This window comes from Bradyrhizobium sp. C9 (genome assembly GCF_002532045.1).
Classification (GTDB): domain Bacteria; phylum Pseudomonadota; class Alphaproteobacteria; order Rhizobiales; family Xanthobacteraceae; genus Bradyrhizobium.
This window is the reverse complement of sequence record NZ_NWTG01000027.1, coordinates 38,010-59,465: the sequence shown is the minus strand read 5'-3', so window position 1 is coordinate 59,465 and position 21,456 is coordinate 38,010. Positions and strand designations below refer to the sequence as shown.

18 protein-coding genes and 1 pseudogene are annotated in these 21,456 nt (G+C 65.5%); 10 read left to right on the top strand and 9 right to left on the bottom strand.

Annotated features, from left to right (window positions below; genetic code table 11):
- Window positions 1-225: 225 nt before the first annotated feature.
- Window positions 226-1,515: an MFS transporter gene (locus CO675_RS33720; RefSeq protein WP_097676139.1), complete on the top strand. Its 1,290-nt coding sequence runs from the start codon at window positions 226-228 to the stop codon at window positions 1,513-1,515.
- A gap of 27 nt (window positions 1,516-1,542) precedes the next feature.
- Here CO675_RS33720 and CO675_RS33715 read toward each other — a convergent pair whose 3' ends face one another.
- The 4 genes from CO675_RS33715 to CO675_RS33700 form a co-directional block, all read right to left on the bottom strand.
- Window positions 1,543-2,253, bottom strand: coding sequence for an alanyl-tRNA editing protein (locus CO675_RS33715; RefSeq protein WP_097676166.1), 711 nt, complete (start codon window positions 2,251-2,253; stop codon window positions 1,543-1,545).
- An 11-nt stretch (window positions 2,254-2,264) separates the two neighbouring features.
- The gene (locus CO675_RS33710) at window positions 2,265-3,434 is read right to left on the bottom strand and encodes an OpgC domain-containing protein (protein ID WP_097676137.1); all 1,170 of its coding nucleotides are present in this window, start codon (window positions 3,432-3,434) and stop codon (window positions 2,265-2,267) included.
- A gap of 187 nt (window positions 3,435-3,621) precedes the next feature.
- On the bottom strand, window positions 3,622-4,236 hold the full coding sequence (locus CO675_RS33705) for a TetR/AcrR family transcriptional regulator (protein ID WP_097676135.1): 615 nt from the start codon (window positions 4,234-4,236) through the stop codon (window positions 3,622-3,624).
- Window positions 4,237-4,320: 84 nt separating this feature from the next.
- Window positions 4,321-5,493, bottom strand: coding sequence for an acyl-CoA dehydrogenase family protein (locus CO675_RS33700; RefSeq protein WP_097676134.1), 1,173 nt, complete (start codon window positions 5,491-5,493; stop codon window positions 4,321-4,323).
- A 229-nt stretch (window positions 5,494-5,722) separates the two neighbouring features.
- Here CO675_RS33700 and CO675_RS33695 point away from each other — a divergent pair, with 229 nt between their 5' ends.
- Together CO675_RS33695 and xylB are read left to right on the top strand one after the other, a co-directional pair.
- Window positions 5,723-6,823 (top strand): asparaginase, encoded by a 1,101-nt coding sequence (locus CO675_RS33695; protein ID WP_097676164.1) that lies wholly within the window; start codon window positions 5,723-5,725, stop codon window positions 6,821-6,823.
- Window positions 6,824-6,842: 19 nt separating this feature from the next.
- A complete protein-coding gene (gene xylB, locus CO675_RS33690) occupies window positions 6,843-8,285 on the top strand; it encodes a xylulokinase (protein ID WP_097676132.1) in 1,443 nt (480 codons plus the stop codon).
- Between the two features lie 37 nt (window positions 8,286-8,322).
- Here xylB and CO675_RS33685 read toward each other — a convergent pair whose 3' ends face one another.
- Window positions 8,323-8,937, bottom strand: coding sequence for a glutathione binding-like protein (locus CO675_RS33685; RefSeq protein ID WP_097676131.1), 615 nt, complete (start codon window positions 8,935-8,937; stop codon window positions 8,323-8,325).
- 252 nt (window positions 8,938-9,189) lie between these two features.
- On the opposite strand from CO675_RS33685, the gene CO675_RS33680 reads away from it, so the two are divergent.
- The 3 genes and pseudogenes from CO675_RS33680 (at window position 9,190) to CO675_RS33670 (ending at window position 12,768) form a co-directional block, all read left to right on the top strand.
- Window positions 9,190-10,725, top strand: coding sequence for a sugar ABC transporter ATP-binding protein (locus tag CO675_RS33680; RefSeq protein ID WP_097676129.1), 1,536 nt, complete (start codon window positions 9,190-9,192; stop codon window positions 10,723-10,725).
- Window positions 10,718-11,755, top strand: coding sequence for an ABC transporter permease subunit (locus CO675_RS33675; RefSeq protein ID WP_097676127.1), 1,038 nt, complete (start codon window positions 10,718-10,720; stop codon window positions 11,753-11,755). The genes CO675_RS33680 and CO675_RS33675 overlap by 8 nt, the downstream gene beginning before the upstream one ends.
- A 68-nt stretch (window positions 11,756-11,823) precedes the next feature.
- A pseudogene (locus CO675_RS33670) lies at window positions 11,824-12,768 on the top strand (ABC transporter substrate-binding protein).
- A gap of 80 nt (window positions 12,769-12,848) precedes the next feature.
- On the opposite strand, the gene CO675_RS33665 reads toward CO675_RS33670, so the two are convergent.
- Window positions 12,849-13,400, bottom strand: coding sequence for a sigma factor-like helix-turn-helix DNA-binding protein (locus tag CO675_RS33665; RefSeq protein WP_097676126.1), 552 nt, complete (start codon window positions 13,398-13,400; stop codon window positions 12,849-12,851).
- 174 nt (window positions 13,401-13,574) lie between these two features.
- Here CO675_RS33665 and CO675_RS33660 point away from each other — a divergent pair, with 174 nt between their 5' ends.
- The 4 genes from CO675_RS33660 to CO675_RS33645 all read left to right on the top strand — a co-directional run bounded on the left by CO675_RS33660 (window position 13,575) and on the right by CO675_RS33645 (window position 18,695).
- Complete coding sequence (locus tag CO675_RS33660; protein ID WP_245453033.1) at window positions 13,575-14,555, top strand: AraC family transcriptional regulator; 981 nt, start codon at window positions 13,575-13,577, stop codon at window positions 14,553-14,555.
- A 60-nt stretch (window positions 14,556-14,615) separates the two neighbouring features.
- Complete coding sequence (locus CO675_RS33655; protein WP_097676123.1) at window positions 14,616-15,422, top strand: MBL fold metallo-hydrolase; 807 nt, start codon at window positions 14,616-14,618, stop codon at window positions 15,420-15,422.
- 86 nt (window positions 15,423-15,508) lie between these two features.
- Window positions 15,509-17,374, top strand: a complete 1,866-nt coding sequence (gene htpG, locus CO675_RS33650; RefSeq protein ID WP_097676121.1) for a molecular chaperone HtpG — start codon at window positions 15,509-15,511, stop codon at window positions 17,372-17,374.
- Between the two features lie 172 nt (window positions 17,375-17,546).
- Complete coding sequence (locus CO675_RS33645; RefSeq protein WP_097676119.1) at window positions 17,547-18,695, top strand: DUF3095 domain-containing protein; 1,149 nt, start codon at window positions 17,547-17,549, stop codon at window positions 18,693-18,695.
- A 71-nt stretch (window positions 18,696-18,766) separates the two neighbouring features.
- Here CO675_RS33645 and CO675_RS33640 read toward each other — a convergent pair whose 3' ends face one another.
- The 3 genes from CO675_RS33640 to CO675_RS33630 form a co-directional block, all read right to left on the bottom strand.
- A complete protein-coding gene (locus CO675_RS33640; RefSeq protein ID WP_097676118.1) occupies window positions 18,767-19,210 on the bottom strand; it encodes a DUF2147 domain-containing protein in 444 nt (147 codons plus the stop codon).
- A 193-nt stretch (window positions 19,211-19,403) separates the two neighbouring features.
- Window positions 19,404-20,789 (bottom strand): MATE family efflux transporter, encoded by a 1,386-nt coding sequence (locus tag CO675_RS33635; RefSeq protein WP_097676116.1) that lies wholly within the window; start codon window positions 20,787-20,789, stop codon window positions 19,404-19,406.
- 136 nt (window positions 20,790-20,925) lie between these two features.
- Window positions 20,926-21,456 carry a GNAT family N-acetyltransferase gene (locus CO675_RS33630; protein ID WP_097676114.1) on the bottom strand — a complete coding sequence of 177 codons (531 nt, stop codon included), beginning with the start codon at window positions 21,454-21,456 and terminating at the stop codon, window positions 20,926-20,928.

Genomic DNA, 21,456 nt, shown 5'->3' with positions numbered 1-21,456 from the left:
TCGCGTGGCTGGCTCGAAAGTGCCTCTTGGAAGATGACATGCCCTTCCCGACTTTCGGGACTACCGCTTGAGAAATTCCAGCCGCCGTTCGAATTTGGCGAGAAGGCACTGTCCCCGAACGGCGCCGCTATTCTGATGTCGGATACCTCCATCCCATTCGCCGGAGGTGTCCCTTCGCGCAAACCCCGTCATAGTCCGCAGCACAAAAGAAACGTGCGAGGAAACATGACTGAGAGCATCGTTGATGCCGTTGCGCCGTCGGTCGCGGCGACTGGTGCGGTGTCGCCGCGAAAGGTGTTTTGGGCGACCTGGTTCGGCTGGATGCTCGATGGCTTCGATTCCTCGATGTACGGCTACATCCTGGTCGGCGCGCTGAGCGAACTGTTGCCCGCCAGCGGCATCGAGCCGAGCAAGGCCAATATCGGCATCTATGGCGGGCTGCTGTTCTCGATCTTCATGCTGGGCTGGGCCTGCTCGATGGTCTGGGGCTGGGCCGCGGACCGTTACGGGCGCGTCAGGATCATGTGCTGGACGGTGCTGGTCTACTCGCTGTTCACGGCGCTGTGCGGGCTGGCAACCGGAATCGTGATGTTCGCATTGTTTCGCTTCGTTGCCGGCTTCGGCATCGGCGGCGAATGGGCCGCGGGCACGCCGCTGCTGCAGGAATCCGTGCCGGAGAATACGCGTGTGCGGCTAGCGGGCTGGTTGCATACGGCCACGCCGACCGGATTGTTCCTCGCCGCCGCCGTGACGCTCCTGATCGGCGGCACGCTCGGCTGGCGCGGTATGTTCCTGCTCGGCATCCTGCCGGCGCTCCTGATTGCGTATCTGCGCAGCAACATTCCTGAGCCCGAGGGCAGCGCGTCGCGCGAGCCGCCGTCGATTTCGGCGTTGTTTGCGGGAGATCAGGCTCGCACCACCTGGGCGGCGGCGCTGATGATGGCCTGCATCATCTTCGGCCTGTGGTCGTCGAACTTCTGGGCACCCACCGTGATTGCGACCAAGCTGGTCGCGGCGGGGGCGAGCCCGGCGCATGCGCAGGAGATGGGCGCGGTGGCCGGCCTGATCACCAATGTCGGCACGCTGATCGGCTGCTTTCTTGTGCCATGGATCACCGGCTGGCTCGGTAGCCGGCGCCGCACCGCGGTGCTGTTCTTCATCGGCGGGCTGATCTCCGTCGTGGTCTGCTATGAAGTCGCGATCGAATGGCTCGACAGTCTGGTGCTGTTCATGGCTTTGCTGCCGGTGCTCGGCTTCTTCACCAATGGCGTGTTCGGCCTGTTCACGATCTGGCTGCCGGAGATGTTTCCATCCGTGCTGCGCGGCTCGGGCTCCGGCTTCGCCTTCAGCATGGGCCGCGTGCTCGGCGCCGCCGGCCCGACGCTGATCGGCGCGCTCGCCGCCCGCACCGGAAGCTTCCCGCTGGCGATCTCGATGTTGTCGCTGATCTACGTAATCGGTCTGCCGTTGATCGCCCTCGCGCCGGAGACGGCGGGCAAGCCGCTCGCGAAATAGCAAGCCCAGGCCGTGTGCGAGAGCCGGTCAGACCGCAACCTTGATCCTGCGGTTCTGGCGGCCCTTGTTGTCGATCTTGACGATCCGTGCGGGTCGCGCGCGCCCGGTCGACTCCAGATGGGTCCCGCCGCAAGCCTGGCGATCGAGGTCGAGGATTTCGACGATGCGAACCAGTCCATCCTCCCCGGCCGGCGGGGCGACGGCCTTGCTACGGAACAGGCCGGGCACCGCCTGCGCTTCGTCGTGCGGCATGAAGACGCTGCTCACCGGAAGATCCCGCCGCATGACCGCGTTCAGCGGCGCCTCGAGCGCCCGCAGCGTGTCATTGTCGGCTCCCGGCAGATCGAAATCGACGCGGAACGTGGCATCGGCGTTGAGCTGGGCGCCGGTGAGAAGGGCGCCGCCGAACTGCGTGTAGACGAGTGCATTGACGACATGGGCGAGCGTGTGCAGTTCGCACATCAGGGCGCGAAATGCCGGCTCGACCTCGAGCGTCACGTTGCCGGAGGGCAAGGCTTCGCCGGCAAACAGATGCCACAGGCCGCGTTCGTCGCGCTCAAGTCCGGTGACGGGCAGCACGCCGCCGGACCATCTCAGGACACCGCGGTCCGGAAGCTGCCCGCCCCCTCCGGGAAAGAACGGCGAGCGCTCGACGAGGACCGCGCCGGGTCTGGCGTCGCGCACCTCGGCTTCGAGCTGCAGGATTTCAGGATGATCGTGATAGAAGGCACGCGACATCGATGACGCGCCTACGCCGCCGGCTTCGCGGCCGCTGGCGCCTGCGCAGCGACGGGTGGCTTCGGCGCCTTGTCGACCTTCTTCGACCAAGACCGGTAGTAGGCGAGCACGGTCATCAGCACGATGCCGACCGCGCTGACCACGATCTGCATCCAGAGGCTGCCGGAAACCTCGACCAGTACCACATGCGCGACCACGGCAAGGAACACGCCCGAGCAGAACACCTCGAGCGATTGCTGACCGCATTTGATGATCGGCTGGAATATCGGCCATTCATACCCAGCCCATTCGCGCGGCAAGAAGCGCGTGACGAAGAAGGCCAGCACCACGAAGTGCAGCACGCGATAGGGCGCGAGGTTGGTCTTGTCGTTCGGATTGAAGGCATCATAGAGCCAGGGCGGCATCACCTGGCCCAGCTCCGGGAAGCGGCCCGCCAGCGTCATGACCAGCGCGAACAACAGATAGGCGCCGCCGAGCCAGAGGAAGGCGCGCGAGCGGATCAACGTAATCGATTCGCTGGCACCGCCGAGCGCGAACCAGCCGCCGAACACGAACAGGAACTGCCAGCAGAACGGGTTGAAGTACCACGAGCCGCCCGGATAGGCCGGCAGATTCCAGCCGAAATGCCGTGCGGCGAGATAGAGCAGGAACGAGGCCAGCAGGGTCAGGTTGAGCTTGCGCAGCATCGCCCACAGCACCAGCGGATAGACCAGCATCAGCGCGATGTAGAGCGGCAGCACGTCCATGTTGACCGGCTTGAACGCCAGGATCAGGCCTTGATAGAGCGTCTCCGCCGGGTTCTGCATGAAGCCCGCGACGTTGAATTCATTCTGCAGATTGGGATCGTGATAGCGTTGCGCGAGATAGCCGATCTCGGCGATGTAGATCACGAACAGCAGGACGTGCGCGACATAGATCTGCCAGGCCCGCTTGATCAGCCGGGTGGCGCCGATCACGGTGCCGCGCTCCAGCATCATCCGCGCATAGACAAAGGAGGCGGTGTAGCCGGAGATGAACACGAACAGATCGGCCGCGTCGCTGAAGCCGAAATTCTTCTGCGTGATCCAGTTAACGGCGTTGTTCGGGATGTGATCGAGATAGATCGCCCAGTTGGCGAAGCCGCGCAGCAGATCGAGGCGATAGTCGCGGCCACGCGGCGGCAGAACAGCCCTGACGTCCATTGGTTCGCTCCCATCCCCAGTGCCCGCGTCTTCGGCCGCGGGGCGTCCACCGCGTCATACTAGAACAGGATTTCGACGGTTGTGTATTGGTTTTCTGGGAAAGGATCGTCTCAATGGCAGGTTAGACAGCGCTGAATTTGGATCAAATCATTCGCGTCGCCGAAGCCAGGGCCGCGCGCAAGCGCGGCTAGCGCTGAACGAACCCGTTGTGCAGCGTGGTGAACAGCGTCTTGCCCTTCTTCACCAGATCGTATTTGCGGCCATAGAGCAGCCAGACCGCGGTCAAGTGGCACATGCCGCCCATCATCAGCGACATCGCGGTGTAGGGATCGAGATTGCGGCGATAGGTGCCGGCGCGAATCGCCTGCTTGATCAGCTGCACGTAGCGCAGCGCATATTTGTCGACCGCCTTCTTCACCCGCGGCTCGGCGGCAAGGACGCTCGGCCAGATCTCCAGGAAGAACACGCGGCCCCAACTCGGGTTGTCCTTGATGTACTGGAAGTTGGTCAGGAAGATGATGCGAAGCTGCTCGACGGGGTCGCCGCCCTTCACCAGCAGCGGCTCGGTCTTCTGGTACAGCGCTTCGAAATTGCCCTCGGGCACATCCAGCACCAGCGCGCGCTTGTCCTCGAAGTAATCGTAGATGCTGGAGAGCGGTACTTTCGCCACCGCCGCAACCTCGGTGAGCGAGGTGCCGTCGATGCCCCTTTGGCCGAACAGCCTGGTCGCTGCCGAGAGGATCTGCTCGCGCCGATCGCGGCTGCGTTGTTGCTTGAGCTTGAGCGTCGTCCCCGAAGCCACTTCCTTCTCCCATCCCGCAAAACAGTAAGACAGCGGAAGTGGATCACCAAGAACTATTGCAACATAAAGTGGAAGAGGCCGTTGTCAGATTGGCGTGTTCCGCCGCTCGTGGTTGCGGAACGCGTTGCGGGCGATGATCTGCCGCATGATCTCGGATGTGCCATCCAGAATGCGCACCACCCGCGTTTCGCGCCAGATGCGTTCGATCGGCAGGTCCCTGGAATAACCGGCACCACCGAACAACTGCATGGTCATGTCGGCCACCCGCTGCACCGTGTCGGCGCCGGTATATTTGGACAGTGCCGCCGCGGCGGTGCGGGCGGCGTCGTCGCCTTGGTCGTAACGCCAGGCCGCCTCATAGGCGACCAGGCGCGCGGCATGCAGCGCGCTTGCCATGTCGGCGATCTGCCATTCGATGCCTTGATGGTCGCGCAGCTTGCGTCCGAACGTCTCGCGCTCCGAGACATGATCGAGCGCGTAGTCCAGCAGCTGGCTCGCTGCGCCGACGCAATAGGCGCCCCAATGCGTGCGCCCGGCGTCCAGGCACCGCATCGCAATGGCAAATCCTTCACCCTCCCGGCCGAGCAGGTTTTCGCGCGGAACGCGGCAGCCGTCGAAGATCACCTCGGCATGCGCCGAGCCGCGGCCGGCGGCCATCTCGACCAACCGGCCGATGGCGAGGCCCGGCGTCTTTGCGTCCACGACAAACGCCGCGATGCCCTTCGCGCCCGCCGACGGGTCGAGCGTGGCGAACACCGTGAAGACGCCGGCGACCGGCGCATTGGTGATGTAGGTCTTGTGGCCGTCGAGCACGTAATGACCGCCGTCCCGCCGCGCCCTGGTCTGGATGCGGGCGGCATCCGATCCGGCGTTCGGCTCGGTCAGCGCGAAGGCGCCGATCATGCGTCCGCTGGCGAGCTCGGGCAGCCATCTGTCGCGAACCCAAGGTTGCGCGAAAAACTCGATCGCCTTCGATCCGATATGAACGTTGACCCCACTCAGATAGTAGAAGGCAGTGTGCGCCTTCGCGAGTTCCTCGATCGCAAGGCAGCTGCCGAGCATCGACAGGCCGAGTCCGCCGAATTGCTTCGGCGTGTTGGTGCCGAACAATCCCATCCTGCGCAGGCCGGCCATAGCGCTCTCCGGAACCTCGCCGGTCGCCTCGATCGCGGCATCACGGGGCTTGAGCTCGCTGCGTACGAATTCGCGCACCCGGCCTTGCAGAACGCGGAGATCGTCGGGAAGCTGGAAGTGCATAGCGTGCCATTAATTCGAATAATCTTCGAAAAATGTGCGCTGTCATGCCCGCGGTGTCAACGTTTTGCAGGAGCGCCGGCGAACAAGGCGGTGTGATCAGGGTACCGGGTGAGAGCGGCGGGCAAGGTCGGAATTCTGTCCCCGATGGTTTCCGCCGCAAGTTTGTCCATTTCTTGCGCGATAAAACCACGAGTTGTGAGCAGGAAATCTGTCGCTGGGGGGAGAAATGATGCTGCACTTGTTCCGATCGGCTCGTTCCGCACGCACGATCGTCGGCCTGGCCGCGGCCCTCGTGATCGGGTTTGCGTCGCCGACCGTCGCACAGCAGTCGCCCGCCGGCAGCGCGCTGGCCCGCGTGCTTGTGCTCGGCACCGGCGGCACCATCGCGGGCCAGGCCAATGCACGCGCCGGCAATGCCTATGATTCAGGCAAGGTCAGTGCGGCCAACCTGATCGCGGCCATCCCGGGCATCGACAAGCTTGCGCAGATCTCGGCCGAGCAGATCTCGTCGATCGGCTCGCAAGACATGAACGACAAGGTCTGGTTCGACCTCGTCAAGCGCATCCGTACCGCGATCGACAACAAGGAAGTCGACGGCGTCGTCATCACGCACGGCACCGACACGATGGAGGAGACCGCGTTCTTCCTGCAAAACGTGCTCGACACCGACATGCCGGTCGTGCTGGTCGGATCGATGCGACCTTCGACCGCGATCGGCGCCGATGGCCCGGCCAATCTCTACGAGGCGATGCGGGTTGCGTCGGCGCCGGAATCCCGCGGCCGCGGTGTGCTCGTGGTTCTCAACGACACCATCCATGCCGCGCGCTGGGTGCAGAAGACCAATACGACCAGCGTCGAGACATTCCGCTCGCCCGACGCCGGTCCGGTCGGCTACGTCGACACCGGCTCGCTGCGCTTCCTGCAGCCCGCCGCATCAGTCAAGGCTGCTAAGCTGAAGCTGCCGGATGCGCCGCCTCTGCCGCGGGTCGACATCATCTATTCGCACGCCAACATGGATGCCGCGGAGGTCGAGGATGCGGTCAAGCGCGGCGCCAAGGGTATCGTGCTGGCTGGCGTCGGTGACGGCAACTCGTCGAAAGGCGCGATCGATGCGCTGGCGGCCGCGGCGAAGCAGGGTGTCGTGGTGGTGCGTTCGAGCCGGGTCGGCTCGGGCTACGTCAACCGCAACGTCGAGGTTGATGACGACAAGCTCGGCTTTGCAGTCGCGCTCGATCTCAACCCGCAGAAGGCGCGCGTACTGCTTGAGCTTCTGATCGCCAATGGCGTCACCGAATCCAAGGCGGTGCAGCAGGCATTCGCGCGTCCGTGATCGAGTGACGTGAAGCATCATGTATCTCGGGATCGATCTCGGCACCTCGGCGGTCAAGACCGTTCTCGTCGACGAGGCCCAGCGGGTGGTGGCGAGCCGCAGCCAAACGCTGACGGTGGCCTCACCGTTTCCCGGCCATAGCGAGCAGGACCCGGCGCAGTGGATCGACGCCACGTTCGCGACGCTCGACGCGTTGAAGGCCGAGCATCCAGCCGAACTGGCTGACGTCGACGGTATCGGCCTGTCCGGCCAGATGCACGGCGCGACGCTGCTGGATGCCGACTGGAAGCCGTTGCGGCCCTGCATCCTCTGGAACGACGGACGCTCGGCTCTGGAATGCGGCGAGCTGGAGCAACGCTGGCCGGCGTTGCGGGCGACGACCGGCAACAAGGCGATGCCGGGCTTCACCGCGCCCAAGCTGCTGTGGGTCGCCAGGCACGAACCGGAGATTTTCGCGGCCACCAGGCTGGTGTTGCTGCCGAAAGCCTATCTGCGCCTGGTGCTGACGGGCGAGGCAATCGAGGACATCTCCGACGCCTCGGGAACGTTGTGGCTTGATGCGGCGCGGCGGGACTGGTCCGACGCGGCGCTCGACGCGACCGGCCTGTCGCGCCGCCAGATGCCGCGTCTTGTCGAGGGCTGCGCGCCTGCGGTGCGGCTCTCGAGCGAACTCGCGCAGCGCTGGGGCATGCGCAAGCGGCCCATGATCGCGGGCGGCGCCGGCGACAACCCGGCGGGTGCCGTCGGGATCGGCGCGATCGGCAACGGCGCTGCCTTCGTCTCGCTCGGAACCTCGGGCGCGCTGCTGGTGCCGACGCAAGCGATCGCGGCCAATCCGGAGCGCGCGGTGCACACCTTCTGTCACGCGATTCCCGGGATGTGGATTCAGGCCGGCGCGATCCTCTCGGCCGCGTCTTGCCTCGCCTGGATCGCGCGGCTGTTGCGGGCCTCCGAGGCCGAGCTGCTGGCGCCGCTCGGGTCGCGCCCGACAGCGCCGTCGCATGTCAGCTTTCTGCCCTATCTGTCCGGCGAGCGAACGCCGCACGACGATCCCGATGTGCGCGGCATGCTCGACGGTCTGGCTCACGGCACCGATCGCGACGCGATCGTGCAGGCCGTGCTTGAAGGCGTCGCCTTCGCGCTCGCGGATTGCCGCGACGTGCTGGCCGATAGCGGCATGGCGATCACTGCCGTGGATGCGATCGGCGGCGGCTCTCGTTCGCGGTTCTGGCTTGCGGTGCTGGCCAACGTCCTCGACATTCCGGTGCATCGCTTTGCCGATGGTGAAACCGGGGCCGCGTTCGGCGCCGCACGGCTCGCCCGCCTTGCGGTCAGCGGCGAGGCGATCGCGGCCGTCTGCACGGCGCCGCCGCGCGTCGAGACGTTCGAGCCTGACCGCGCGCTTGCGGCGGCCTATGCCGAACGGCTGCCGAAATGGCGCGGCCTGTACCGGCCGCGATGAAAGCCGGCGCGCCTTTTGAAAACTCTCCGCCTGAAGGTCATGCCGGAACAGGGCCCTCGACCCGGTGAACTTCACGCACGGCATCACGATTGGCGATCCGGGCGTGATGCGCAGCAAGGTTCGGGTAGGCACCAATGTCGAAGCCGACGCGGGGCGTCCAGCCCGTCATCGCATAGAGGCTGACGTCGGCAATCGAGTAGCTTTCGCCCAAAAGATAGGCGCGCGTCGAGAGGTGCTGGTCGAGAAAGCCGAAGCGTGCCCGCAGCCGCTCCCGGAAAACGTCCTTCGCCCGTTCATCCAGCGCGGTGTAAAACAACGGGCCGAGACCTCCCTTGTGCACCTCACTGGAGAGGAAGTTCAGCCAGGCCTGCAACCTGGCCCGCTCGACGGTTCCGGGCGGTGGTGCGAGCCCATTGGTTGGGTCGCGGTCCGCGATGTATTGGGCGATCGCGGCTGCCTCGAGAAGGATGCTGCCATCATCGAGCGCCAAGGCCGGTATGTATCCCAGCGGGTTTATCGTTCGATAGTCTCCGCCATCCGCCATCATCTTGGTTGCTTCATCGACTCTGATGCCGGCAAAGGAAAGACCGCTCTCGAGCAGGGCGACATGGGGCATCAGCGATATCGTGCCCGGCGCGTAGTACAGCTTCATGCCGCCACCTTTCCTGCCTCCGGCGCCGACGCGCCAGGGGAGTTGCGCGCCGGCAAGGAGAATGGGCGAACGTTCGGCAGGAATGCAATCGCGAAAAATTCGCTTTGCCTTGCCGCCCCGGTTCCCGGCTCGTGTCTCGCCCGAAGCTATTGCCCTGTGCTGCGGCCTTTTGTTTAATGCGCGCACGCGCGCGAGAAATCGAATGCAACTTGCGGGTGCGACGCAACGCCGTCGGCGCAGTGGGGAGGCAAGATGAACGACCCGATCCTCGAGATGCGCCGGGTCTCCAAGTCTTTCTTCAGCATCAAGGCATTGCGCGGCGTCGACCTCACGGTCCATGCCGGCGAAATCCATGCGCTGATGGGCGAGAACGGCGCCGGCAAATCAACGCTGATGAAGATCCTGTCGGGCGCCTATCGGCCTGATCCGGGCAGCGAAATCCGCATCGAGGGCAAGGCCGTGAGCTTCAACGGCCCGCATGCCGGACGTGCGGCGGGAATCTCGATCATCTATCAGGAGCTGTCGCTCGCGCCCAACCTCAGCGTCGCGCAGAACATCTATCTCGGCCGCGAGGTCTCGCGCTTCGGGATGCTGGCGCGCGAGGCGATGGAGTCCGCCGTCGGCCCGGTCCTCGCGCGGCTCGGCGCCGATTTCGCGCCACGGACGCTGGTGGCCGGTCTGTCGATGGGCCAGCGCCAGCTGGTCGAGATCGCCCGTGCGCTGCATGCCCGCTCGAAGATCCTGATCATGGACGAGCCGACCACCGCGCTTTCGGCGGGCGAGAGCGAGCGGTTGTTCGGCCTGATCCGCCGGCTCCGCGACGAGGGCCTTGCCATCATCTACATCTCGCACCGCATGGACGAGGTCTACGCACTCGGCGACCGCGTCACGGTGCTGCGCGACGGCACGCTGGTCGGCTCGCTCGACAAGCCCGAGATCCGCGCCGACACCATCGTTCGCCTGATGGTGGGACGCGACGTCTCGTCCTTCTACAAGAAGGAGCACGATCCCGGCAGCGATAGCAGGGCGCTGGATGGGGTCCCCGTGCTCGCGGCCGTCGACATCGCCGACGGACGGCGCGTCAGGGGCTGCTCGCTCGCTGTGCATGCCGGCGAGGTGGTCGGCCTCGCCGGGCTGGTTGGCGCCGGTCGCACCGAGCTCGCGCATCTGATCATCGGCGCCACGCCAAAAACCGCCGGCCATATCGAGATCGAAGGACGCTCGGTCGATATCCGCAACCCCGGCGCGGCGCTCGCGGCGGGCATCGCCTATCTCACCGAGGACCGGAAGGCGCTCGGCCTGTTCCTCGACATGTCGTGCCTCGACAACATCAATCTCGCGATGCTCGGCCGAGATGCGAGGCCAGGCGGTATCCTCGACCGCGACAAGGCGCGCGATCGGGCGAGAAGGGCATTCGCGACGCTGGGCATCCGCGCCGCCGATATCCGCGTTGCGGCCGGCGGTCTCTCCGGCGGCAACCAGCAAAAGGTGCTGCTGTCGCGCCTGCTTGCGACCACGCCCAAAATCCTGATCCTCGATGAGCCGACGCGCGGCGTCGATGTCGGCGCCAAATCCGAGATCTATTCGATCATCGACAACCTTGCGAAGTCGGGCACGGCGGTGCTGGTGATCTCGTCCGACCTGCCCGAGATCATCGGCATCTGCGACCGCGTCCTCGTGATGCGCGCCGGGATGATTGCCGGCGAGATCAAGCGAACGGCTGCCGCACCGCTCGACCAGGAGCAGATCATGGCGCTCGCAACCGGAATGGAGCGGCTCGATGCCTGATGACGGTGCTTCCGCAAAGGCCGCCGCCGCGCCTGGCCTCGTCGCGGCGCAGGAAAGCAAGCGTCAGCGTACGCGGCTGCTGATTCGCTCGCTCGGCATGCTGCCGGTGCTGGTGCTGCTGTGCATCGGCTTTCATCTGCTGTCGGATGGCCGTTTCTTCACCGCGCAGAATCTCGGCATCGTGGTGCAGCAGGCCGCCGTCAACACCGTGCTGGCGGCCGGTATGACCTTCGTCATCCTGACCGGCGGCATCGATCTGTCGGTCGGCTCCATTCTGGCCGCCTCGGCCATGGCAGGGCTGATCATCTCCAAATTCCCCGATTTCGGCGCGTTGTGGTTGCCGGCCGCGGTGCTCACGGGCGCGGCTTTCGGTGTCCTCAACGGCGGCCTTATTGCGCTGTTGCGCCTGCCGCCCTTCATCGTGACGCTGGGGTCGCTCACCGCCGTGCGCGGCGTGGCGCGCCTGCTCGGCGCCGACACCACGGTGTTCAATTCGGCGATTCCCTATGCTTTCATCGGCAACGGGTCGCTGATGCTCGTTCCCGGCGTGCTGTCGATACCCTGGCTCTGGGTGATCGCGCTGCTCGTGATCCTGGCTTCGTGGCTGGTGCTGCGCCGGACCGTGCTCGGCGTTCATATCTACGCGGTCGGCGGCAATGAAAGCGCGGCGCGGCTCGCGGGCATCAAGGTCTGGGCGGTGCTGATCTTCGTCTACGCCGTGTCGGGCCTGCTCGCCGGTCTCGGCGGCGCCATGCAGGCGGCGCGGCTTTACGCCGCCAATGGCCTGCAGCTCGGCCAGTCCTACGAGCTCGATGCGATCACCGCGGTCATCCTCGGCGGCACCTCATTTGTTGGCGGCATCGGCTCGATCTGGGGCACGCTGGTCGGTGCGCTGATCATCGCCGTGCTGTCGAACGGCCTGATCCTCACTGGCGTCTCCGACGTCTGGCAATATGTGATCAAGGGACTCGTGATCATCGGCGCGGTGGCGCTCGACCGCTACCGGCTGCAGGGCTCGGCACGCACGTGAGCCACAGCAAATCGGGCGCAGTCACTGGTCGCCGCGCCGGAGCTTCAAACAGACCAGGGAGGAAGCCAATGAAGACGATCTCATTTGCCGGCGCCGTCATCGCGCTCGCCCTCGGTTCAGCGCCATGCTTTGCCAAGGAGCTGAAGTCGATCGGCATCTCGCTTGGCTCGCTGGGCAACCCGTTCTTCGTCGCTCTGTCGAAGGGGGCCGAGTTCGAGGCGAAGAAGTCCAATCCCAACGTCAAGATCACGACGGTCGGCTTCGAATACGACCTCGGCAAGCAGGTGACCCAGATCGACAATTTCATCGCCGCCGGCGTCGACTTGATTCTGCTCAATCCGGGCGATCCCAAGGCCGTCGGGCCGGCGATCAAGAAAGCGCAGGCCGCCGGCATCATCGTCGTGGCCGTCGATACCGCGGCCGAAGGCGCCGATGCCACGGTGACCACCAACAACGTCCAGGCCGGCGAGATCTCCTGCCAGTACATCGTCGACAAGTTGGGCGGCAAGGGCGACGTGATCATCGAGAACGGACCGCAGGTCTCCGCGGTGATCGATCGCGTGACCGGCTGCAAGAACGTGCTCGGCAAGAGCCCCGGCATCAAGGTGCTGTCCAGCGACTAGGACGGCAAGGGTTCGCGCGAAGGTGGCCTCACCGTGGCGCAGGGCTATCTGACGCGCTTCGCCAAAATCGATGCCATCTTTGCCATCAACGACCCGCAGGCGATCGGCACCGATCTCGCCGCGCGCCAGCAGAATCGCAGCGGCATTGTCATCACCGCGGTCGACGGCGCGCCCGACATCGAGGCCGCACTCAAGGATCCCGCTTCGCCGCAGATCCAGGCGTCCTCCTCGCAGGACCCATTCTTCATGGCGCGCCGCGCCGTGCAGATCGGCGTCGGCCTGCTCAACGGCCAGAAGCCTGCCTCGACCGTGGAGCTGTTGCCGTCAAAGCTCGTGACGCGCGACAATATCGCCGACTACAAGGGCTGGACGTCGAACCGTTCGCAATAGAGCGTTTTGGAGCGAAGTGGGCACCGGTTCGCGTGAGGAAAAACGCGTCAAGACAAGAAGCTCTAGCGCGCGGCCGCGGCTCAACAGACGTTGGCGCGATAGACCATCGGTCTTGACGCACCGCCCGCGGGCCTCGGTGGCTCCTGGGACGTTTGTGCTGCTCGCCGCGCCGCGAGCAGCAGGCCGCGCGCTTCGGCGATGTGCGACATCACGGTGGTGACGGGAAGGCCGGTGACCTCGGCGATCTCCTTGTAGGAGAGATCGAGATATTCGCGCAGTGCGATGACCTCGCCGAGTGGTGCGGGTAGCTCGGCGACCAGTTGCCGGATTGTCGGGGAGCCGCGCCGGTCCGGCGTCCTGCTCCCGCCGGCATCTGAGGCTGAGCCGCCGCGAGACTGCTTCTCCTGGCAGACGGTTTTGAGGATCGCGAGCAGCCACGGCCTGATGGCGGTGCCACGAAAGCCGTCGAACTGGCGCTGTGCGCGCAGATAGCAGTCCTGCACGGCCTGTTCGGCGTCCGCCTCGGTTCGCATCAGGACCTGGGCGAACGCATAGGCGTCGTCGAGCCAGGGCAGGGCGGCGTCACGAAACTGCTGCGCCGTTTTATTCCCGCCTTTCGCACCTTGCATCATAGGGTTGCATCTCGTGAATGGCTTTACCGTCAATCGGCGGAGTGGTATCAGGCTCCCCGCCGGAGTCGTGGACCGTCGCGCCAAGCGTAGGGACAGGAACGACATGCGCACGCCGGGAAGAACGCGATCGTTCGTCGCCTCGTTTCGATCGATCGCGCTTTCGGAGCACGGATGATGTCCGAGACACAGGTGCCCAACCGTTTCTCGATTTTCCATCGCGGGCTGGCGAAGGGGCCGGCCTATGAGGCCTGGCGCGAGGGCATTTGCCGCGGCTTCTGCCGGCTCGACGTCGGACCGACCGACGACAACCGCATCGATTGCCACAATGAATTCACGCTGCTGCATACGGTCGCGATCGCGACGCCACGCGGCGGCTCGGCCCGTTTTGCCCGCACCCGCGCGCTTCTGGATGACGGTTGCGACGACCTCGTTCTGATCTTCGCGACGCGCGGCTTGGTGCAGGTCACACAGGGCAGCACGGCGATCGAGCTTGAGCGCGGCCAGATGTGCCTCACCGAGATGAATATCGTCGGCACCGCCGATCTCACCCAGTCCGGCAGCTTTACCACGACGCGGTTTCCGCGGCGCCTCCTGCTCCAGGTCGCCCCCATGGCGGAAACGCAGCTCGCGCGGACGCTCGGCCGCGAGCCGGCGTTGAGCGCGATGATCGAGCGCTATTCCGCGCTCTGCACCGAGCTGGCCGGCGATCTCGATGTGCCGGGCCAACAGGCGGCGGCGCATCATTTGGCCGATCTGGTCGGCCTCGTGCTCGGCGGCAGCACGGAGCAGAAGGAACCGGCCGCGCGCGACGGCGTGGCGAAGGTGCGGCTCGATCTGATGAAGGCCGACATCCTGAAGAACCTCGACAATGGCAAGCTCACGATCGAGGTCATAGCAAGGGCGAATGCGCTGAGCACACGTCAGGCGCAACGCCTGTTCGCGGCCGAAGGGACCACGTTCTCGGAATATGTCCTGGAGCAGCGCCTGCTGCTGGCGCGCCGGCTGCTGCTGCACGCGCAGGGCGCCGGCCGCAAGGTCAGCGACATCGCCTATACGGTCGGCTTCAACGACCTGTCCTATTTCCACCGCGCGTTCCGCCGCAAGTTTGGTGCAGCACCGGCGGAGATGCAGATGGAACTGGGGCGCCGGCATTGAACGCGTTGCGCTGCTGGCGTAGATCAGGGCACCAGCTTCAATCCAACACCTGTGGTCTCAATGCCTCTCTGGACCTGCGAACAATGCGGCGCGCAATTTCCTGAAACCGCGGTGCCGCCACCGTGCTGCCCGATCTGCGAAGACGAGCGGCAATATGTGAACTGGAAAGGGCAGGCGTGGCTGACGCGCGAGGAGCTCGCGCAACGGCATCGGCTGGTCTGGCGCGACGATCTCGGCCTCGTTGGATTGGCGCTCGAGCCGTCCTTTGCAATCGGGCAGCGCGCGCTCTTGGTGCCGGATCGCGGCGGCTGCGTGATGTGGGACTGCGTGCCGCTGGCCACGCCCGAGGCGATCGCGCATGTCCACTCGCTCGGTGGGCTGAAGGTGATCGCGATCTCGCATCCGCATTATTATGGCGCCGTCGCCGACTGGAGTGCGGCGTTCGACGATGCGCCGGTCTATCTGCACGGCGACGACGCGCAATGGGTGACGCGGCCCTACTCGTCGATCGTGCCGTGGCAGGGCGACAGCCATCGCATCTCCGACGACATTCTCCTGGTGCGCGGCGGCGGGCATTTCGCCGGCGCCACCATGCTGCATTGGCGCAAGGGCGCGGACGGGCGCGGTGCGCTCCTGACCGGCGACATTGCGATGGTGGCGATGGACCGCCGCTCGGTCAGCTTCATGTATTCCTACCCGAACTACATCCCGCTCAACGCCATAGCAGTTCGCCGCATCGCGCGCACGGTCGCGCCGCTGGCTTATGATCGGATCTACGGCGCCTGGTGGGGCAAGAACATCGCAGCCGATGCCAAGGCGGCGTTCGACCGTTCGGTCGAACGCTATCTCGCGGCGATCTCGGACTGACGGTTCCCCCCGGCTCGTCTTGCCAGGCGGCGCGATCGCGCTATATCAGGGCTTTCCCGCCACTTACCGTTTGCCCGAGTTTCTGCATGACCACAACTGCCGCCGCCGAATCCCAGCCGTTCCAGGCCGAGGTTGCCGAATTGCTGCACCTGATGGTGCATTCGGTCTATTCCGAGACCGATATCTTCCTGCGCGAGCTGATCTCCAACGCGTCGGACGCCTGCGACAAGTTGCGCTATGAGGCGATCGCCAATCCCGGCCTGATCACCGACGGCACGCCGCCCGAGATCAGGATCGTCCCGAACAAGGCGGCCAATACGCTGTCCGTGGTCGATACCGGCATCGGCATGGAGCGGGCCGAGCTGATCGACAATCTCGGCACCATCGCGCGCTCCGGCACCAAGTCGTTCCTGTCGAAGCTGACGGAAGCCAAGGACGGCGCCAATCTGATCGGCCAGTTCGGTGTCGGCTTCTATGCCGCCTTCATGGTCGCCGAAAAGATCGTCGTTACCAGCCGCCGCGCCGGCAGCGACGAAGTGTGGGTGTGGACGTCGGAAGGCGGCAGCGGCTTCGAGATCGCGCCAGCGAGCGAGGAGGCTACCAAGCGCGTCACGCGCGGCACGGAGATCGTGCTGCATCTGAAGCCGGAGGCCGCCAAATATCTCGAGGCTTACGAGATCGAGCGCATCGTCCGCGAATATTCCGACAACATCCAGTTTCCGATCCTCCTGGTGTCGGAGGAGGGCGAGCCGCGCCAGATCAATTCGGCGAGCGCGCTATGGCAGCGCTCGAAATCCGAGCTCAAGCCGGAAGACTATGCGCAGGCCTACAAGCAGATCGCGGGCGCGTTTGACGAGCCGGCGATGACGCTGCACTACCGGGCCGAGGGCCGGCAGTCCTATGCCGTGCTGCTGTTCGCACCGTCGCAGAAACCGTTCGATCTGTTCCAGGTCGAGCGCAAGGGCAAGGTCAAGCTCTATGTCCGCCGCGTCTTCATCGCCGACGATGCCGAACTGCTGCCCGCGTACTTGCGCTTCATCCGCGGCGTGATCGACAGCGAGGACCTCCCGCTCAACATCTCGCGCGAGATGCTGCAGAACAATCCGCAGCTCGCGCAGATCCGCAAGGCCGTCACCAGCCGTGTCATCGGCGAGCTGGAGCAACTCGGCGAAAAGGAGCCGGAGACCTTTACGAAAATCTGGGACGCATTCGGCCCGGTCATCAAGGAAGGCCTGTGGGAGGACTTCGAGCGTCGCGAGAAGCTGCTGGCGCTGGCGCGCTTCACCACGACGTCGGGTGAGAAGCGCTCGCTGAAGCAGGTCGTCGACGACTTCAAGCCGAACCAGACCGAGATCTATTATCTGGTCGGCGACAGCGTCGAGCGGCTGAAGTCGAATCCGAAGCTGGAATCGGCGCGCGCCCGCGGCATCGAGGTGCTGCTGCTGACCGATCCCGTCGATGCGTTCTGGACTTCGGCGCCGCTCGAGTTCGGCGGCAAGCCGCTGAAGTCGCTGAGCCAGGGTGACGTCGATTTCGGCCTGATCCCGCTCGCCGATGACAAGTCTGAAGACAAGAAGGACGAGCCGCAAGCCGATGCCGCGACCACGATCGCCTTGATCAAGGATGCGCTCGGCGAGCGCGTCTCGGATGTCCGCGCCTCGCAGCGGCTGACCGCGAGCGCGTCCTGCCTGGTCGCCGGCGGCGACGCGCGCGACCGCGCGCTGGAGCGGCTGCTCGCCCAGCAGAACCGCGGCGAGATCACCAAGCCGATCCTCGAGATCAATTTGCGCCATCCGCTGGTCGCAGCTCTCGCGGCCGACACCGCGCAGGCGAAGGACCTGTCGCTCCTGCTGTTCGAGCAGGCGCAGATCCTCGACGGCGAGATGCCCGACGACCCGGCCGCATTCGCCAGCCGCATGAACCAGCTCGTGCTGCGGGGATTGGGGAAGTAGGGCGCGACGCGCTCGTCGCGCCCCATCCCCGTCACCCCCGCGCAACGGCGAAGCCGTTGCGCGGGGGTGACGGGACCTAGCTCCGCTCGGGCTGCGCTTTCAAAACCCCGTCCCAATCTGCGCCGTATCTGCTAGAGAGTTTCGTAACAGACGAACACAACACGGCGTTGCGATGGCTGGCGGCAGCGAGGTCTTCTACGGCGGCATTCCGGTGTTTCGCGGATTCGCGCGCCTGATGGATCCGGCGCTGTACGCGCCGCTGCCCGATGACTGGACGGTCGGGGTCGCCGATATCGTCGAGTCGACCAAGGCGATCGCGGCGCAGCGCTACAAGGCGGTCAATATGGCCGGCGCCGCGGTGGTTGCCTCAGTCACCAATGCGCTGGATGGCCGCGAATTCCCCTTCGTGTTCGGCGGCGATGGCGCGAGCTTTGCGGTCGCGCCCGCCGATCTCGACAAAGCGCGCGAGGCGCTGGCTGCGACCGCACGCTGGGTGCGCAATGATCTTGACCTCGTGCTGAGGGTGGCGCTGGTGCCGATGTCGGCGATCCGCGCGGCGGGCGCCGACGTCCGCGTCGCGCGCTTCGGGCCGTCGGCCAATCTGTCCTATGCGATGTTCTCCGGCGGCGGTCTTGCGTTTGCCGATGCCGCGATGAAGCGCGGCGCGTTTGCTGTCGAGCCGGCGTCTGAAGGCACGCAACCCGATCTGTCCGGCCTGTCCTGCCGCTTCGAGGTGATGCCCTCAGTGCGCGGTGTCATCCTCTCAGTGCTGGTGTTGCCCGCCAAGGACGCCGATCCCGCTGCCTTCCGCAAGGTGATCGAAGACATCGTCGTGCTGGTCGAGAAGAGCCCGGAGGCTGGACGGCCGGTGCCTGCAAATGGCCCGCCGCTGCGCTGGCCGCCGCAGGGGATGGAGTACGAGGCGCGTGCACGGCGCGGCGGCTCGCTGGCACTGCGTCGTGCCACGGTGCTCGCGTTCACGCTGTGGGCCTATACGCTGATGCGATTCAATATCCCGGTCGGCAAATTCGTGCCGAAAAACTATGTGCGGCAGCTGGTCGAGAATTCCGACTTCCGCAAGTTCGACGACGGCCTGCGCATGATCCTGGATTGCACGCCGGAACTCGCCGCCGAGCTCGAGCAGCGCCTGGTCGCCGCCGCGGCACAGGGCGTCGTGCGCTACGGCCTGCACGAGCAGGATGCCGCGATGATGACCTGCTTCACCCCGTCTGTGATGCGCGCCGATCACGTCCACTTCATCGACGGCGCCCGCGGCGGCTACGCCTCGGCCGCCACCGTACTGAAGACACGCGCGGTGTGAGTTGTTGCAACATCGGGGACTCTGCTCACATCCGCAAGCGGGAGAGGTGAGGGAAAAATCCCGGCCGGCCTTTACCGTCCCACCCGCGTCCAGGTCTCGCCGCCGCACAGCGCGCCGACGCAGCCTTCGACGCGCAGCGTGCTCTCGCCGGTGACCGAGATGCTGCTCGCATAGGTGCCGCCATCGTCGGCATTGTAGATCTGGCCCGACCATTTGCCTGCGGCAACCGGCTGCATGCCGGAGAACAGCGGCAGCCCGATGATCGGCCGGCTGGCCAGCGACGGATTGGGATTCTTGTTGTCGACCTGCGGCTTGCCGGTCATCGGATCGATCGGGTCGCGCAGGCTCACCACCACGCCGCAGATGCCGCCACCGCATTTGCTGACCTTGACGCGGGCGTCGCCCGCCTGGGTCTGCCAGACGCCGAAAGGCTCAGGCGCGCTTTGCGCATGCGCGGCAGGCACAGCAAGTGCCGTCGCGATGATTGCGATCACGAATCCCAGTCTGCAGGCCATGGCTCATTCCCCAAGAGGCCGGCCTGCATAACAAGTCGAAAGATTTCTGCAATGTAATAATCGCGCAATCGGGCGGGCGCGATCCGAAAAATTTTTCAGTTTTTTCCGAGGCCGCCATGCTCCGGCAAGGCTCGGAAGGGCGGCGGCGTCTTGCCGCGTCCGAAAGCGCAACGCGAGCCCCGGCCCTCCGGGTCTAGCCCCAGCGAGTCAGCCTGATCGAGACGATGGTGGCGAGGCCGAATGCCACCATCGCAGCTCCGACCAGCGCAAACAGCGTCCATGCCGGGGCGCTCGCGGCGGCGAGCCACCAGCCGCCGATGCCGACCAGCAGCAGGCGGATGGTCCCGGCCAGCACCGGGCCGCCGACCTTGGCCGCGCCTTGCGAGGAAAAATACAGGCAGACGCCGACACCGAAGAAGCCGAATCCCGGGCCGGCCAGCGCGAAATAGGACGAGGCGGCGGCAGTCACGCCGGGGTCGGTGGTGAACAGCGCAATCCACAGCGTCGGCTTCAGTGCGACCACGAATCCGACCAATCCGACGACAAGTCCGGCAACCGTGCCGGCGGTCCACGCCACCTTGCGGGCCCGTGTGACGAGTCCGGCGCCGATTGCCATGCCGACCATCGGCACCGAGGCGACGCCGACCGCGAATGCGATCGGGATCAGCAGGAATTCCAGCCGCGAGCCCATACCATATCCGGCCAAGGTCTCGGTACCGAAGCCCGCCAGGATCTTGGTGAAGATCAGGATCGTCAGAACGCTCTGCAACGGCGACAGGCAGGAGATCGCGCCGACTTTGAGGATGTCGAGGAACATCGCGCGCTGGAAGCTGAAGGCGGCGAAGTCGAGCTTCAACCGGCTGCGGCCGGAGGCGAGATACCAGGCGAGGAAGATCGCACCGCACGTAAAGGCCGTGAGCTGGCCCGCGGCGACGCCGCGCATGCCAAGGCTCGGCATGCCGAACAGCCCGAGGCCGAACACGCCGCCGACCGCGATCTGGATCATCGACACGGTGATCAGCGTCATCGAGGGGACGCGCATGTCGCCGGTGCCGCGCACGACAGAGGCGAGCGTGTTGACCAGCCAGATCGAGATCGCGCCGGAGAACAGCACCTGCGAGTAATGCGTCGACTGCTCGAGCACGCCGCCGCGTCCGCCGAGCAGCGCATAGAAGTCGCGGCCGAAGCCGAGCATCATCACGGTGAAGAACAACCCGGCACAGGCGCCGATGATCGCCGCATGCAGTGCCAGGTCGGCAGCGCGGTCGCGGTCGCCAGCGCCGAGCGCGCGGCTGATTGCCGACGAGACGCCGCCGCCCATCGCGCCGGCCGACATCATCTGTGTCAGCATTGCGAACGGAAACACCAGCGCGATGCCGGCCAGCGGCTCGGTGCCGAGCCGGCCGATGTAAGAGGTCTCGGCGACTGCGACCAAGGTCGAGCCGAACATCGCGATGGTGTTGGGGACCGCCAGCCGCAGCAGCGTCGGCAGGATCGGCGCCGTCAGCAGATGATCGACCGGTACCGCAGGCGTGGCCGCGGTCGAGTTGATCTCGTCGATCGAGGCGTCGATGGTCATGCGTCACGGCTCACTTCGCAAGTGGGGGAGGGGGGCACTGCAATTCGACGCCAGTGAACCAGGCTCACAATCAATAAATGATGATCGACATGTTACGTGTTCGAGCTAATGCTCGCCACCCGCGCCCATGCAGGGGTCACCACGGCAGGCCGCATAGGTCGATCTTGCCCTGGCGCGGCGCGCGGACGATGTCGTTGACGAACGGTGCCATTGCTTCGAAGCGGATCTGCCCGGAGGGCTGTTCGCAAGTGACTTCGCCGGTGAAGGGGTGCCAGCCGCGCGCCTGATAGAATGCGAAATTGTGCGGCTCGCAGAATAAGATTGCAAACTTCACCGCGTCATTGGCACGAATGGTGTGCACAGCGGCATCCAACGCGAGCGATGCATAGCCGCGCCGCCGGCAGTCCTCGCGGGTCGCGACCCCGCCGATGCCGCCGACATGCACCTTGTGGCCATTCCAGGTGATTGTCCGGAAGTAGATACCGACGTGGCAGGCGAGCCCGCCGTCGTCAGGCGCATCGAGAAACACGCGCAAATCCGCGTGAGCCCATTTGATGTCCGCCCACTGCTTGTTCTCCATGATATCCGGGCTCCAGACCGCCTGGAGCAGCGGCTCGGCGCGCCGCCACGACGCATCTCCGTTGAGAATGTCGATTTCAATGCTCAT

What these genes read in the sequence shown, in the direction of transcription:
- CO675_RS33700 (WP_097676134.1), bottom strand. Translation starts at nt 5,493, where the DNA reads ATGCACTTCCAGCTTCCCGACGATCTCCGCGTTCTGCAAGGCCGGGTG.
- CO675_RS33655 (WP_097676123.1), top strand. Translation starts at nt 14,616, where the DNA reads ATGCCTCTCTGGACCTGCGAACAATGCGGCGCGCAATTTCCTGAAACC.
- CO675_RS33710 (WP_097676137.1), bottom strand. Translation starts at nt 3,434, where the DNA reads ATGGACGTCAGGGCTGTTCTGCCGCCGCGTGGCCGCGACTATCGCCTC.
- CO675_RS33660 (WP_245453033.1), top strand. Translation starts at nt 13,575, where the DNA reads ATGTCCGAGACACAGGTGCCCAACCGTTTCTCGATTTTCCATCGCGGG.
- xylB (WP_097676132.1), top strand. Translation starts at nt 6,843, where the DNA reads ATGTATCTCGGGATCGATCTCGGCACCTCGGCGGTCAAGACCGTTCTC.
- CO675_RS33645 (WP_097676119.1), top strand. Translation starts at nt 17,547, where the DNA reads ATGGCTGGCGGCAGCGAGGTCTTCTACGGCGGCATTCCGGTGTTTCGC.
- CO675_RS33680 (WP_097676129.1), top strand. Translation starts at nt 9,190, where the DNA reads ATGAACGACCCGATCCTCGAGATGCGCCGGGTCTCCAAGTCTTTCTTC.
- CO675_RS33665 (WP_097676126.1), bottom strand. Translation starts at nt 13,400, where the DNA reads ATGATGCAAGGTGCGAAAGGCGGGAATAAAACGGCGCAGCAGTTTCGT.
- CO675_RS33640 (WP_097676118.1), bottom strand. Translation starts at nt 19,210, where the DNA reads ATGGCCTGCAGACTGGGATTCGTGATCGCAATCATCGCGACGGCACTT.
- CO675_RS33675 (WP_097676127.1), top strand. Translation starts at nt 10,718, where the DNA reads ATGCCTGATGACGGTGCTTCCGCAAAGGCCGCCGCCGCGCCTGGCCTC.
- CO675_RS33630 (WP_097676114.1), bottom strand. Translation starts at nt 21,456, where the DNA reads ATGAGCATTGAAATCGACATTCTCAACGGAGATGCGTCGTGGCGGCGC.
- CO675_RS33720 (WP_097676139.1), top strand. Translation starts at nt 226, where the DNA reads ATGACTGAGAGCATCGTTGATGCCGTTGCGCCGTCGGTCGCGGCGACT.
- htpG (WP_097676121.1), top strand. Translation starts at nt 15,509, where the DNA reads ATGACCACAACTGCCGCCGCCGAATCCCAGCCGTTCCAGGCCGAGGTT.
- CO675_RS33685 (WP_097676131.1), bottom strand. Translation starts at nt 8,937, where the DNA reads ATGAAGCTGTACTACGCGCCGGGCACGATATCGCTGATGCCCCATGTC.
- CO675_RS33635 (WP_097676116.1), bottom strand. Translation starts at nt 20,789, where the DNA reads ATGACCATCGACGCCTCGATCGACGAGATCAACTCGACCGCGGCCACG.
- CO675_RS33715 (WP_097676166.1), bottom strand. Translation starts at nt 2,253, where the DNA reads ATGTCGCGTGCCTTCTATCACGATCATCCTGAAATCCTGCAGCTCGAA.
- CO675_RS33695 (WP_097676164.1), top strand. Translation starts at nt 5,723, where the DNA reads ATGCTGCACTTGTTCCGATCGGCTCGTTCCGCACGCACGATCGTCGGC.